At 71.1% G+C, this 12,748-nt stretch carries 13 protein-coding genes and 1 pseudogene; 9 read left to right on the top strand and 5 right to left on the bottom strand.

The genetic code is table 11. The annotated features are described in order from the left end of the window. Positions 1-42: 42 nt before the first annotated feature. Positions 43-594, bottom strand: coding sequence for a DUF5134 domain-containing protein (locus tag N8I87_RS05220; protein ID WP_263205900.1), 552 nt, complete (start codon positions 592-594; stop codon positions 43-45). Positions 595-784: 190 nt separating this feature from the next. Between N8I87_RS05220 and N8I87_RS05215 the strand changes: the two are divergent. Continuing rightward, positions 785-2,465, top strand: a pseudogene (locus N8I87_RS05215) (FUSC family protein). Next, entirely contained in the window at positions 2,462-3,010 is a 549-nt protein-coding gene (locus N8I87_RS05210) for a MarR family winged helix-turn-helix transcriptional regulator (RefSeq protein ID WP_263205897.1), read from the top strand. The pseudogene N8I87_RS05215 and the gene N8I87_RS05210 overlap by 4 nt, the downstream one beginning before the upstream one ends. A gap of 76 nt (positions 3,011-3,086) precedes the next feature. Here the strand turns inward: N8I87_RS05210 and N8I87_RS05205 are convergent, their stop codons facing one another. Next, positions 3,087-3,851, bottom strand: coding sequence for a VOC family protein (locus N8I87_RS05205; protein WP_263205895.1), 765 nt, complete (start codon positions 3,849-3,851; stop codon positions 3,087-3,089). Between the two features lie 165 nt (positions 3,852-4,016). Here N8I87_RS05205 and N8I87_RS05200 point away from each other — a divergent pair, with 165 nt between their 5' ends. After that, a complete protein-coding gene (locus tag N8I87_RS05200) occupies positions 4,017-4,925 on the top strand; it encodes a GNAT family N-acetyltransferase (RefSeq protein WP_263205893.1) in 909 nt (302 codons plus the stop codon). A gap of 42 nt (positions 4,926-4,967) precedes the next feature. On the opposite strand, the gene N8I87_RS05195 is transcribed toward N8I87_RS05200, so the two are convergent. Beyond that, a complete protein-coding gene (locus N8I87_RS05195) occupies positions 4,968-5,360 on the bottom strand; it encodes a VOC family protein (protein ID WP_263205891.1) in 393 nt (130 codons plus the stop codon). A 71-nt stretch (positions 5,361-5,431) separates the two neighbouring features. Here N8I87_RS05195 and N8I87_RS05190 point away from each other — a divergent pair, with 71 nt between their 5' ends. After that, positions 5,432-5,971 (top strand): GNAT family N-acetyltransferase, encoded by a 540-nt coding sequence (locus N8I87_RS05190; protein ID WP_263205889.1) that lies wholly within the window; start codon positions 5,432-5,434, stop codon positions 5,969-5,971. 3 nt (positions 5,972-5,974) lie between these two features. Here the strand turns inward: N8I87_RS05190 and N8I87_RS05185 are convergent, their stop codons facing one another. After that, a complete protein-coding gene (locus N8I87_RS05185) occupies positions 5,975-6,658 on the bottom strand; it encodes a glycerophosphodiester phosphodiesterase (RefSeq protein WP_263205888.1) in 684 nt (227 codons plus the stop codon). Positions 6,659-7,094: 436 nt separating this feature from the next. Between N8I87_RS05185 and N8I87_RS05180 the strand changes: the two genes are divergently transcribed. The 5 genes from N8I87_RS05180 to N8I87_RS05160 all read left to right on the top strand — a co-directional run bounded on the left by N8I87_RS05180 (position 7,095) and on the right by N8I87_RS05160 (position 11,725). Then, the gene (locus N8I87_RS05180; RefSeq protein ID WP_263205886.1) at positions 7,095-8,492 is read left to right on the top strand and encodes a DUF6421 family protein; all 1,398 of its coding nucleotides are present in this window, start codon (positions 7,095-7,097) and stop codon (positions 8,490-8,492) included. Positions 8,493-8,530: 38 nt separating this feature from the next. After that, positions 8,531-9,286 carry an SDR family oxidoreductase gene (locus N8I87_RS05175; RefSeq protein WP_263205884.1) on the top strand — a complete coding sequence of 252 codons (756 nt, stop codon included), beginning with the start codon at positions 8,531-8,533 and terminating at the stop codon, positions 9,284-9,286. Beyond that, on the top strand, positions 9,283-10,353 hold the full coding sequence (locus tag N8I87_RS05170; protein ID WP_263205883.1) for a threonine aldolase family protein: 1,071 nt from the start codon (positions 9,283-9,285) through the stop codon (positions 10,351-10,353). The genes N8I87_RS05175 and N8I87_RS05170 overlap by 4 nt, the downstream gene beginning before the upstream one ends. A 75-nt stretch (positions 10,354-10,428) precedes the next feature. Next, positions 10,429-11,022, top strand: a complete 594-nt coding sequence (locus N8I87_RS05165) for a transglutaminase domain-containing protein (RefSeq protein WP_263205881.1) — start codon at positions 10,429-10,431, stop codon at positions 11,020-11,022. A 10-nt stretch (positions 11,023-11,032) separates the two neighbouring features. Next, positions 11,033-11,725: a B3/B4 domain-containing protein gene (locus N8I87_RS05160; protein WP_263205879.1), complete on the top strand. Its 693-nt coding sequence runs from the start codon at positions 11,033-11,035 to the stop codon at positions 11,723-11,725. A 106-nt stretch (positions 11,726-11,831) separates the two neighbouring features. Here the strand turns inward: N8I87_RS05160 and N8I87_RS05155 are convergent, their stop codons facing one another. Then, entirely contained in the window at positions 11,832-12,560 is a 729-nt protein-coding gene (locus N8I87_RS05155; protein WP_263205877.1) for a lysophospholipid acyltransferase family protein, read from the bottom strand. Between the last annotated feature and the right edge of the window lie 188 nt (positions 12,561-12,748).

Raw genomic sequence — 12,748 nt, 5'->3', positions numbered from 1 at the left:
ACAGACAACGCTTTCATACGCCGCACCGCACCGCGGCACCGGTCAGAGCGTGAGCAGCATCGCCAGCATCCCGATCCCCATCGACAGCCGGCACGCACGGGCCAACTCCGGCCGGTCCCCCCATCCGGCGACGGCCCCGGTGGATCCCGCCACTGTGCCGGGGATCAGCCGTATGCCGGACAACAGGACATATCCGGTGAAGTAGACGAGCAGCAGCCCCGTCACCATGGGCACTCCGGTGTCGCCGTGCGCATGGTGATGAGCTTCCGGGGAGCCGGCCATCACGACCGCCATGTAGACCATCGCCGCGGTGCCCATCAAGTGGTGCAGATGGTGCGGATGACCACGCGCGGCCCACAGGGCGCGCAGCGCGGCCGCGCCGAACACCACCGCGTACACCGGCCACATCCACGACGGCGGGGTGAACACCGCCGCCGGTACGGCCATCGCGGCCATGCCGAACCCCATCAGCGCCTCGCCGCCCGCGGCGCGCCGCTGCTCCTCGACGCTGCTGCGCATCCGCAGCAGACAGTACGCACCGGTCGCCGCACACAGCGCGACCAGCAGCCAGCCGGGCGAAGCCGGTCCGTGCACGCGCACCTCCCCGCTCTGCGCTTCACGATCCGTCGAGGTTGGGATGCCCGCGACATGCGGCGCGCACGCAAGCGCAAAGGGGTACACGGGGAGCGTTCGGCGGAGCACGGCAGGTGAGAAGGGGTGCGGGTGGTCCCGCGGGAGCGGGCTGCAGATGTTTCACTGATAAAACACATGCTAAATTGATGATATGGGCAGTGTGCGCAGTGCGACCTTTCTCCGTCTTCCTCTCGCAGGGGTGCTGCGCCTCGGCCGGCCCTCGGACATCTGGTTCAAGCCCGCTCAGCGTGGTGGCCCCGCCCAGTCTCGCCCTGCCGGCGCTCGGCAGACTCGACCTCGCGATGTACACGATGGCCGGGTCCCTGTGCGCGCTGTACGGCCACAACCGCCCGTACGCCGCGCGGGCCCGCGCCTTGGCGCTGGTGGTGCTCGGCATGGTCGGCGGGCTCGCCGTGGCCCTGGTCACGGCTTCGCTCACCACCGACGCCGTCGTCCTGGTCACCGTCGGCGCGCTCATGGCCGCCGTGCAGAAGGCGCTGTGCGACGCCGGTCGCATCGGCCCGCCCGGAAACGTGGTGCTGACCTTCATCAGCTCCGCCTCGCTCTTCGCCCCGCAGACCCTCGGTCAGGTGCCCGGCCACACGGGGCCGGCGCTGGCGGCGGGCGGCTGGGCCTGGCTGGTCGGCATGGCGCCGGGGCTGGTCCGCCCGCACGGCCCCGAGCGCCGCGCCACCGCCCACGCCCTGGACGCCGCCGCCGCGCATGCCGCCACGCGCGGCACCGCCGACGGCCATGCCCGGGCCCGAGCCGCCGCGGCCACGGCCGTGCAGGCCGCCTCGCAGTCACTGCTCGCCACCGGCGCCCGCCCCGACCCCACCCGCCGTGCTCTCGAACTCCTCGTCCGTGCCGAGGCCGCCCTCGCCGCACCCGCGGACGCGGACCCCGAGCGGCTGCGCGCCTGGGCCCGAGACCTGCGCGGCACCGGACACACCCCACGCGCCGACCACCCGGAGGAGCCCGCCGACGAACTCCTCGGCGTGGACGCCGAACTCGCCGCCCCGCGCCCTTAGCCGTGGCGCGGGCTCGGCCCGCTCACCCCGATCGCCGCCCGCACCGCCCTGGGCTGCGCCCTCGCCGGATACGCCTCCCTCGCCCTCGGCGTGGGCCGCCCTTACTGGGCCCTGGTCACCGCGGCCTCCCTCTACCAGGCCAATGTCACCCTCACCTGGAGCCGGGGCGTCCAGCGGGTCGTCGGCAACCTCGTCGGGGTCCTCGTCTTCGCCGCGGTCGTCCCTCTCGCCCATCTCCGTCCCGCGGCGCTCGTGCCGTGCTGCCTGGCCTTCAACTTCGGCGCCGAGGCCCTGATCGGCCGCAACTACTGGCTCGGCAGCGTCTGCGTCACCCCGATGGCCCTGCTGATCACCGAATTCGCCCGGACGCAGGACTCCGGCCGGCTGATCACCGAGCGGATTGCGGACACCCTCGTCGGCGCGCTGGTCGGGTTCGTCGCGGCCGTGGCCGTCACCAACCGGCGGGCCGGCGACCGCGTCGAGCAGGCGCTGACCGCCGTCGAACGGGCCCGCGAGCACGCCGCACGCCTCCTGGCCGAGCCGCATCCGGCGCCCCGGACCCTGGAGTCGGCCCGCCGCGGACTCGTCGCCGCGCTGGCCGAACTGCGCGCCACGGCCGACGCCGCGTCCGGCGAGTGGTGGCAACGTGCCCTCCCCCAGGAGCGGGTCGTGCTCGTCGAGCAAGCCGGACACCGTACGCTCGCCGCGACGGTACGACGCACGGGGCCGCGGTCCCGTGCCGGTACGAAGGCTACGGAGACTGCGCAGTCGACAACGACAACGGAGGACGTACGGCCATGACGGCGACGAACGGACGACCGGCGGCCGGCAACGACGCGGGGAGGGGGGACACCGTCGCCGTGGTCGTCCGGCAGTGGCAGTCCGTCCACCCCGAGCTGGACACCGGGCCCATGGAGGTCATCGGCCGCATCAATCGCTGCGCCGCCCTCCTGCAACAGGCCGAGGACGCCCCGCTGCGCCGCGCCGGCCTCAGCCGGTCCGAGTTCGACCTGCTCGGCGCGCTGCGCCGCACCGGCCACGAACTGACCCCCAGCGAGCTGGCCCGGGAGACCTTCTCCTCGGGCGCCGCCGTCACCAAGCGCCTCAAGCACCTGACCGAGCGCGGCCTCGTCGAACGCCGCGGCGACACCCGCGACCGGCGCGTCGCCCATGTCCGCCTCACCGACAACGGCCGCGACCTCGTCGACAGCATCCTCCCCGAGCAACTGGCCTACGAGACGGCCGTACTGTCGGTGCTCGCCCCCGAGGGACAGGGGCAACTGGCGGGCCTGCTGGCCGAGTTGCTGAGCCGACTCGAGGGCCGTGTCGGCGCGCTGCCCGTCTGAGATCCGCCTTGGCGCATCGGCACCGGGCGCAACCCGCACGGGCAGTGCTCGGCGTACGCGCCGGTCATCGGACGGGTCAGCCCTGGTCGGTCTGCGCGTACACCCCGAAGGCCGCGCCCTGTGGATCCCGCAGCACCCCGATGCGCCGGACGTTCCCCATCGACCTCGGCTCCACCAGGACCGAACCGCCCGCCGCGACCGCCACCTGCGCCGTCGCGTCCACGTCCGTGACCGCGAAGTACGGCAGCCAGTGCGGCGGCACCTCGGGCGGGAAACGGTCGCCCATGTCCGCCATCCCGCCGAAGTCCTCGCCGCTGATGCCCCACTGCGTGTACCACTCGGAGGCGTTGACGGTCCATCCGAAGACCGTGGTGTAGAAGTCCCGTGCCCGGTCGGTCTCGCGGGTCGCGAGTTCGACCCAGCCCAGCGATCCGGGCGCGTTGAACAGCCCGGCACCCGGGAACGCGCGTGCCTGCCACAGCTGGAAGGCCGCGCCCGTCGGGTCCAGGGCCACGGCGAAGCGGCCGACGTCGAAGACGTCCATCGGGCCGAGGACCACGGTCCCGCCCGCCTCCTCGACCTTCCGTGCCGCCGTGTCCGCGTCCGCCACCGCGAACGACACGTTCCACGCGACCGGTTGGGACTCCTGGTACAGCGGGGTGAGGGCGGCGACCGCCGCGTCGCCCATGTGCGCGACCGTGTAACCCCCCGCCTCCTGGCGCGGATCCGTCTCCGGAAGCCAGCCGAACAGATCCGTGTAGAACCGCTTGGCGCCCTCCAGGTCATTCGTCCCCAGCTCCGTCCAGCAGGGTCCGCCGATCACCGGCTTGTCGAACTTCATGGCACTCCTCCCGGCGCGGAACCGTCCCCTCTCAGCACGCTAGTCCCGCCGTACGACAGCGGCCATCGGGAAACCCCTCGCGCGGCGCGCCGGCACGGCCGTACGCTCGTCCCGTACCGCATCGCATGGCGGCCTCCCACGACGGTTCCCGACCGGAGGCCACGCATGCCCGAGGTACGCCCCTTCCACCGCGACGACCGCGACCAGCTCACGGACCTGATGAACGCCCATGTGGCCGCCGTCGTCCCCGGTGTCTCCGTCTCCGTGAACACCGTGCTCAGCAGCCTGGAGCGACGCCCCGACGAATTCCTCACCGACCCGTGGGTGAGCGAGCGCATCACGCTGGTCGCCGAGCAGCGCAGGCACGTCGTCGCCGCAGCGCACCTGCTGCGCTACCGCGCCGACGCCGAGGTGGGCCCGGACTACCGGGACGCGGGCGAGATCGGCTGGTTCCTGTGGCATCCGGCGGCCTCCTACCGGCCGGACACCGAGGCGGCCGCCGACCTGCTCATGAGCGCCTGCCTGGCCCGGCTCGCCCGCTGGAACGTCCGCACCCGCCACGCCTCCGGCGACCTGCCCGCGCCCGCCGTCCACGGCCTGCCCCGGAACTGGCCGCACGTCCGGGCCGTCTACGAACGCGCCGGATTCCGGCACACCGGCACGACGGAGGTGATCCTGTTCGCCCGGCTCACCGACCTGCCCCGGCCCGAACCGTGCCCGGGCGTCACGGTCGAGCGCACGCTGGGGGAGTGCGGCACGCGCTTCACCGCCTGCGTGGCGGGATCACCCGTGGGCTTCATCGAGGTGGACACCACCCTGGCCCGCCCCGAACGCCACACCCGCGCCGAGGGCCTGGCCGACATCGGCAACCTCCATATCGACCCCGGCCGCCATGGAGAGGACTGGGAGCACCACCTCCTCGCCCACGCGGCCGACTGGCTGCGGCTGTGCGGCGTGGACCGCCTCCTCGCATACGAAAGCGCCGACGGCCGGGCCGGGATCGACACCCTGCTCAAGGCGGGCTTCCACGAACTGACGAGAACGGACCGCACCTGGACCCACACCCCGCACTGACGCCCGCGGAGGACGATCCGGCCCGTCCGTGTCGGCCCGCGCCTAGATTCCCGGGCGGTACCGCAGTGGATGGTCGCCCGGGACCTCCACCAGGACGATCGGGGTGCCGTCGGGATCTGTGATCCACATTTCGATCAGGCCCCACGGCTCCTGAACCGGTGGGCGGACGATCTCCACGCCCTTGGCCAGCAGTTCCGCGTGCGCCTGCGTCACGTCCGGGACCTGGAGCCACAGGCGCACGGCCGGGGGCGGTGGAGTCTGTGAGCGCCCGGAGAGCTCCAGGAAGCCGCCGCCGAGGAAATAGACGGTGCCGCGTTCGGGGCCCGTGCCGAACTCGCGGTAGACGGCGAGGCCCAGCTGCTCGCCGTAGAAGGCCCGGGAGCGCTCGGGGTCGGTCGGGCGCAGGAGTGTCCGGCTGCTGAGTACGTGCACCATGCACCGGGAGCCTAGCGGCAGCGCTAGTCTCGTCCCTGCCGTGCCGCGTAACAGATTCGGAGACCCGACCCATGGACACCGCCGCCACCGCGCCCACCTTCCGTGACGCCACCGACGCCGACGTGGACGCGCTGGTCGCGTTGATCGAATCGGCGTACCGGGGTGACACCAGCCGGGTCGGGTGGACCACGGAGGCGGACATCCTGGAGGGGCAGCGGACCGACCCCGAGGGCGTGCTCCAGGTCATCAAGTCGCCCGACAGCAGGCTGCTGACGGTCGAGCAGGACGGCCGGATCGTCGCCTGCTGCCAGCTCCAGCACCGCGGTGACCACACCTACTTCGGCATGTTCGCGGTCAGCCCCACGATGCAGGGCGCGGGCCTGGGCAAGGTGGTCATCGCGGAGGCGGAGCGGCTGGCCCGCGAGAGCTGGGGCACCACCGAGATGCACATGACGGTGATCTCCGTACGCGACGACCTGATCGCCTGGTACGAGCGCCGCGGCTACCGCCGCACGGGCCGGATGACCCCGTTCCCGTACGGCGACGAGCGCTTCGGCATTCCGCAGCGCGACGACCTGCAGTTCGAGCTCCTGGTCAAGGAGCTCGCATGACCGTCACGCCGTGAAACGGCCGGTGCGCTTGATCTCCGGGTAGTCGGTCGTCGCGCCGTCCAGCTGCAGGGCCCGTACGAGCCGCAGATGGTCCTGTGTGTTCACCACCCAGCCGATGATCCTGAGGTCCGCCTTGCGGGCCTGCTCCACGACCTCCAGGGTCAGGCGCCGGATGTTCAGGCAGACGGTCGTGGCGCCGGCCTCGAGGGCGCGATCCACGACGTCCGGCCCGTAGCGGCCGGCGATGAGCGCGGTGCGTACGCCCGGCACCAGGCGGGCGATCTCGGCGATCGCCTCGTCGTGGAACGAGGACACCTCCACCCGGGAGACCAGGTCCCGCTTGTGCATCACCTCGGCCAGCGCCCGGGCCGCCGCCACGTCCTTGATCTCGGCCTGCAGCGGCGCCTTCACGGCGTCCAGGACCTCCTCGAAGACCGGCACGCGCTCGCCGCGGCCCGCGTCCAGGGCACGCAGCTCGGCGAGGGTCTTCTCGGCGATCGGGCCGGTGCCGTCGGTCGTGCGGTCCACCTCGGCGTCGTGCATGACGACCAGGGCACCGTCCTTGCTCAGGTGCAGATCGAGTTCGATCAGGTCGAGGCCGGCCTGCTGGGCGGCGACGAAGGAACGGAGGGTGTTCTCGGGCTCGACGCCCATGACTCCGCGGTGACCGATGGTAAGGAAGTTCAAGGTTCAACTCGCTTCCGTCGACGGCGGCTCGGCGCGCGCGTGGAGCGGGACGGGCATCGCGGACGTCGCTGTCCACACGGCAGGGTCGCAGCCTAATGGCCGGGTCTGCCGATGAACCCGCGCGTACACGCGGGATCGGCGTGACAGGTGGGGCGCACCGGCCTGGTGCCTGGCCCGTGCCCGCGCGGACGGTCACCCGGGCGTGGGCGAGTCCCCCATGTATTGACTGGCTGGATCCGATCGGTGGCCGGTTGTCGGCCGCGGGTCGTGGGCCGCCGGTCGTTGATATCGGAAGTGAGCGTCGTCACGGTTTAAGACAGGAAAAAGAGCGGTGACCATGCAAGTCGGCAGAATAATTTTCGGCAACTGCTCTTGCTGAGAGAAACCACGTCCGCTTACGGTGTCCCCCGTTCGGTTCACGCGTGGAGGATTGGTCATGACGGAAATTCTTGTGCAGGTGGGTGCGGAGGAGCAGGTTCCTCCCGCGACCAGGGTTGTTGAGCACCCGTCGTGGCCCGTGCTCAAGGATGCCGTGGAGCAGATCCGGCCATGGCAGTCCAAGGACGGCTCGATCGACTTCGACGCCGAGGGCTCCCCGGACCGTGCGGACGCCGAGCAGGCCGTGTGCCGTGCCGTGGAGGCCGTCGAGGAGCTGTCCCCGCTGCTCCCGCACGACGCCGACTACCACCAGGCCCTCGTCAAGGACCTCCGCCGCTGGGCGGACGGCGGCTTCGAGGTGCCCGACTTCCTCGACTCGCTGCTGGCCTTCCAGCCCGCCGCGGGCCGCGCGGACGGCCTCCAGCACCTGGTCGTCTTTCCCATGTACACGCAGAACGGCAACCCGGACCGCAACCTCGAGGCGGTCGTCCTGCGCATGGTCTGGCCCGAGTGGCTGGCCGAGCTGGAGCGCACCCGCTACGACAACCCGCTGTTCTGCGGCATCACGTTCGAGGACTTCACGGCGGGCTACGACACCAACTCCGCCGTCCTCTTCCCCGAGACGATAGCCGTCCGTGAGGCGCCGGAACGTTTCACCTGGGGTGGCATCTTCTGCGACCGCGAGGCCGCCCGCTTCCGCCGGGTCACCGACGCCGCCGTGGACATCCTGGGCCTGGAGCTGCCCGAGGACATCGCCGCCATGGTCCACGACCAGAAGCGCTGCGAGGAGGCCTTCGTGCTGTGGGACATGGTCCACGACCGCACCCACAGCCACGGCGACCTGCCGTTCGACCCGTTCATGATCAAGCAGCGCCAGCCGTTCTGGATGTACGGCCTGGAGGAGCTGCGCTGCGACCTCACCGCCTTCAAGGAGGCCGTGAAGCTGGACGCGGACGGCGTCCCGCAGGCCCGTGACGTGCAGTACGCGGTCCTCTTCGACCGTATGTTCCGCTTCCCGCTCACCGGTGACCGCAACCGCAACTACGACGGCCTCGGCGGTCAGCTCCTCTTCGCCTACCTGCACAAGCACGACGTCGTCCGCTGGACGAACAACAAGCTCACCATCGACTGGCAGCGCGCCCCGCAGGTCACCAACCAGCTGTGCGCCGAGATCGAGAAGCTGTACCGGGACGGCATCGACCGCCCGAAGCTGGTGCACTGGTTCGCCGGCTACGAGCTGGTCTCCACCTACCTCGCCCCGCACCCGGGCTCCAAGTGGGCCAAGGGCCCCGACGCCCTGGACCTGACCCTGCCGCCGCGCAGGCTCGTCGATGACGTGCTTCCCGACGAGTTTCCGCTGAGCATGTTCTTTGAGGCACTGTCGAAGAAGCTGAAGAATGTGATCGCCTCGACCAAGGGCATCACGGCGGACAGCGCCGAGCGGGTCGCCGCGTGAGCGACCGCGTCCAGAACACTGCTACGGAGGCGAGAAAAATGGGGAACGGGGCTCTCAGCGGTGCGGTGATCGCGGTGGCCGGCGCGGGCGGTCCCGCCGGCCGGGCGACCCTGCTGCGGCTTGCCGAGGCGGGCGCGACCGTCGTCGGGGCCGACAACGACGCCGAGCGGCTGTCGGAGGCCGTGGACGCGGCCCGCTACGCGTCCGGCGGCGCCACCGTCACCGGCGACACCGTGGACCTGCTCGACCTGCAGTCCACCCGTGACTGGGCCGCCCACATCGAGAAGGACTTCGGCCGTGTCGACGGCCTGGTCCACCTCGTCGGCGGCTGGCGCGGCAGCGAGACCTTCACCAAGACCAGCCTCGACGACTGGGACTTCCTGGAGCTGCTGCTCGTCAAGACCGTGCAGCACACCTCCCTCGCCTTCCACGAGGCGCTGCAGCGCAGCGAGCGGGGGCGGTACGTGCTGATCAGCGCGGCGGGCGCGAGCAGGCCGACCGCGGGCAACGCCGCGTACTCCGCCGCCAAGGCCGCCGCCGAGGCGTGGACGCTGGCCATGGCCGACTACTTCCGCAAGGCCGGGATCTCGGAGGGTGCCGAGGGGCCGACGTCGGCGGCTGCGATCCTGGTGGTGAAGGCGTTGGTGCACGACGCGATGCGCGCCGAGCGCCCCAACGCGAAGTTCGCGGGCTTCACGGACGTCAAGGACCTGGCCGAGGCCATCGAGGGCGTCTGGAGCAAGTCCGCCGCGGAATTGAACGGAAACCGTCTGTGGCTGACCGAGAAGCCGTGAACCCTCCCAGGACCGACGCGCGTCGCCACCACGACCCGGAGGTCCGCGGTTTCGCCAGTGACAACTACGCCGGGGCGCACCCGGAGGTGCTGGCCGCCCTGACGCTGGCCAACGGCGGCCATCAGGTCGCCTACGGCGAGGACGACTACACCGAGAACCTCCAGCGGATCATCCGCAGCCACTTCGGCTCCACCGCCGAGGCCTTCCCGGTCTTCAACGGCACCGGCGCCAACGTCGTCGCGCTCCAGGCGGTCACCGACCGCTGGGGCGCGGTGATCTGCGCCGAGAGCGCGCACATCAACGTCGACGAGGGCGGCGCCCCCGAGCGCATGGGCGGCCTCAAGCTGCTCACCGTGCCCACGCCCGACGGCAAGCTCACGCCCGAGCTGATCGACCGGCAGGCGTACGGCTGGGAGGACGAGCACCGGGCGATGCCGCAGGTCGTCTCGATCACCCAGAGCACGGAGCTCGGCACCCTCTACACGCCGGACGAGATCCGCGCGATCTGCGAGCACGCCCATGCGCACGGCATGAAGGTGCACCTGGACGGCTCCCGGATAGCCAACGCGGCCGCCTCCCTGAACGTCCCCATGCGGACCTTCACCAATGCGGTCGGCGTCGACATCCTGTCCCTGGGCGGGACGAAGAACGGTGCCGTGTTCGGCGAGGCGGTCGTGGTCATCAACCAGGACGCCGTCAGCCACATGAAGCACCTGCGCAAGCTGTCCATGCAGCTCGCCTCCAAGATGCGCTTCGTGTCGGTGCAGCTGGAGGCGCTGCTCGCCAAGGACCTGTGGCTGCGCAACGCCCGCCACGCCAACGAGATGGCCCAGCGCCTCGCGGAGGGCGTACGCGCGGTGCACGGGGTGGAGATCCTCTACCCGGTGCAGGCCAACGGCGTCTTCGCGCAGCTCCCGCACGATGTGAGCGAGCGGCTGCAGAAGCGGTTCCGGTTCTACTTCTGGGACGAGGCCGCAGGGGTCGTGCGCTGGATGTGCTCCTTCGACACGACCGAGGACGACGTGGACGCGTTCGTGGCGGCCCTCAAGGAGGAGATGGCACGCTAGCGCGGCTTGCATAGGTATGCGGTCATCCGAAAAGTCATTGACTGTCGGTTGATCGCATTCCTATGCTCTGCGGGCATGGAACTGATCCAGAACACCTCCGACCTTTCCGCCTATCTGGCCGCCGACGAGGTCATCGACCACGACCATCCGGTGGTGCGCGAGACGGCCGCCCGCCTCGCCGAGGGTGTTCCCGACTCGTATGCCTATGCGCGAGCCGCCTTCGAGTTCGTGCGCGACGCCATCCCGCACTCACAGGACTCCGGTGACCGCCGGGTCACCTGGCGCGCCTCCGACGTCCTCGCGCGGCGCACCGGCATCTGTTACGCGAAGGCGCATGCGCTGGCGGCGCTGCTGCGGGCCGAGGACATCCCCGCCGCGCTCTGCTACCAGCGACTGGCCGACGACGACGGTGCCGGTCATGTCGTGCACGGGCTGATCGCCGTACGGTTCCATGGCGCCTGGCACCGGCAGGATCCGCGCGGCAACAAGCCGGGGGTCGACGCGCGGTTCTCCCTCGACGGTGAGCGGCTGGCCTGGGTGCCCGACCCCAAGTCCAATGAGGTGGACTATCCGGTCCTGTACGCTGAACCTCATCCGGTCGTGCTCGGTGCCCTGAAGGCGGCTCCCGACCGGCCGTATCTGTGGAAGACGCTTCCCACCGCACTCTGAGGCGAGGCAGATGACTCTCACGCTCACCGTGTCCGACGAGGTGCGCGCCCTGGCGCCCGGCTTCACGCATGTCGCGATCGAGGCGCACGGCCTGGTCAACGGGCCCAGTACCGAAGCGAGTTCCGCGCTCCTCGACGACGCGGCCCGCCGCCTGGCCGCACGCCTCGACGGCCGCGCCCCGCACGAGGACCCGCACATGGTGGCCTGGCGCGAGGCGTACACGGCGTTCGGCTCGAAGCCCTCCCGCACCCGCAATTCGGCCGAGGCGCTGGCCAAGCGGGCGCTGTCGGACGCCGGTCTGCCGCGCATCAATCTGCTGGTCGACCTCTACAACGCGATCAGCGTGGCCCATCTGATCCCGGTCGGCGGCGAGGACATCGACCACATCGAGGGCGCGATGCGTCTTGTGCGTGCCACGGGCGACGAGGACTTCGTGACCGTCGCCGGGGGCGAGGAGGTCGTCGAGCACCCCGACGCGGGCGAAGTGGTGTGGCGCGACGACACCGGCGTGACCTGCCGCCGCTGGAACTGGCGCCAGGGTCCGCGCACCCGGCTCACCGAGCGGACGACCTCCGGCATCTTCCTGCTGGAGACCCTCGCGCCCCTGCCGGTCGACGAGGCCGAGGCGGCGGCCGCCGAACTGGCCGAACTCATGGAGAAGTTCAGCCCCGGCGCCCGGGTCACGCGGCACGCCGCCGCCTGACCCGTGCGCGCTCGCCGGGCGGCGCCCGCAGCCTCGGGGGATGAACCCGGTCTCCGGGAAGGCCCTTGGGTGTGCGAGAGCCCGACGGCCCCCGTGGCCGAGGGGGTCAGCGTGCCTCGGCGGCCTTCAGCTGCTCCTGCGTCGGGGCCGTACCGCCCAGGTGGGCCGGGAGCCACCAGGAGTCCTCCGTGCCCTTGGGGCGTGCGGGGTAGGCGCGCTGGGCGGCCTCCAGGAGCTCCTGGACCGCCTCACGCAGCCGGCGGGTGAGGGCGCCCGCGTACAGCTCGCGGGAGGCCTCGACCGCCTCGCCGACGCGGATCGTGATCGGGGTGTGGCTGCGCTTGAAGTTGCGCGGGTGACCCTTGGTCCACAGCCGCTGCGTGCCCCACACCGCCATCGGGACGAGCGGGACGCCCGCCTCCTGGGCCAGGCGCGCGGCGCCCGACTTGAAGCTCTTCAGGGTGAAGGACTGCGAGATCGTCGCCTCCGGGAAGACGCCCACGATTTCGCCGGAGCGCAGCGAGTCCAGCGCGTGCGCGTACGCCGCCTCGCCCTGTTTGCGGTCCACCGGGATGTGCTTCATCCCGCGCATCAGCGGACCGGAGATCTTGTGGCGGAACACCGACTCCTTCGCCATGAAGCGCACCAGACGCTTCTGCGGGAGGGCCGCCAGGCCGTTGAAGATGAAGTCCAGGTAGCTGATGTGATTGCTCACCAGCACGGCGCCGCCCGAGCGCGGGATGTTCTCCGAGCCCTTGCAGTCGATCTTGAGGTCCCAGGCCTTGAACATCGTCAGGGCGAGACCGACGACGGGACGGTAGACCAGCTCTGCCATGGGCGGGGTGGACCCTTTCTGCTCTGCCTGGGAAAGGGTTCCCGGCGGGAAGTTACGCAGCCGTAGGTTTACGGCGTCTCGCAGATCGTGCCCGAAGAATGTGCGGGTAGCCAGTCCTGGTGCCGCGGTTCGGCGAGATCCTCGTCACGTCGGCCTACGATCGGCCTCGGTTTTTTTGAGCCTCCCCG

It is taken from the genome of Streptomyces sp. HUAS 15-9 (assembly GCF_025642155.1).
GTDB lineage: Bacteria > Actinomycetota > Actinomycetes > Streptomycetales > Streptomycetaceae > Streptomyces.
This window is presented reverse-complemented; position numbering and strand designations above follow the sequence as displayed.

Coding starts and splice junctions, on each gene's coding strand:
- N8I87_RS05210 (WP_263205897.1), top strand. CDS start 2,462: ATGACGGCGACGAACGGACGACCGGCGGCCGGCAACGACGCGGGGAGG.
- N8I87_RS05205 (WP_263205895.1), bottom strand. CDS start 3,851: ATGAAGTTCGACAAGCCGGTGATCGGCGGACCCTGCTGGACGGAGCTG.
- N8I87_RS05200 (WP_263205893.1), top strand. CDS start 4,017: ATGCCCGAGGTACGCCCCTTCCACCGCGACGACCGCGACCAGCTCACG.
- N8I87_RS05195 (WP_263205891.1), bottom strand. CDS start 5,360: ATGGTGCACGTACTCAGCAGCCGGACACTCCTGCGCCCGACCGACCCC.
- N8I87_RS05190 (WP_263205889.1), top strand. CDS start 5,432: ATGGACACCGCCGCCACCGCGCCCACCTTCCGTGACGCCACCGACGCC.
- N8I87_RS05180 (WP_263205886.1), top strand. CDS start 7,095: ATGACGGAAATTCTTGTGCAGGTGGGTGCGGAGGAGCAGGTTCCTCCC.
- N8I87_RS05175 (WP_263205884.1), top strand. CDS start 8,531: ATGGGGAACGGGGCTCTCAGCGGTGCGGTGATCGCGGTGGCCGGCGCG.
- N8I87_RS05165 (WP_263205881.1), top strand. CDS start 10,429: ATGGAACTGATCCAGAACACCTCCGACCTTTCCGCCTATCTGGCCGCC.
- N8I87_RS05160 (WP_263205879.1), top strand. CDS start 11,033: ATGACTCTCACGCTCACCGTGTCCGACGAGGTGCGCGCCCTGGCGCCC.
- N8I87_RS05155 (WP_263205877.1), bottom strand. CDS start 12,560: ATGGCAGAGCTGGTCTACCGTCCCGTCGTCGGTCTCGCCCTGACGATG.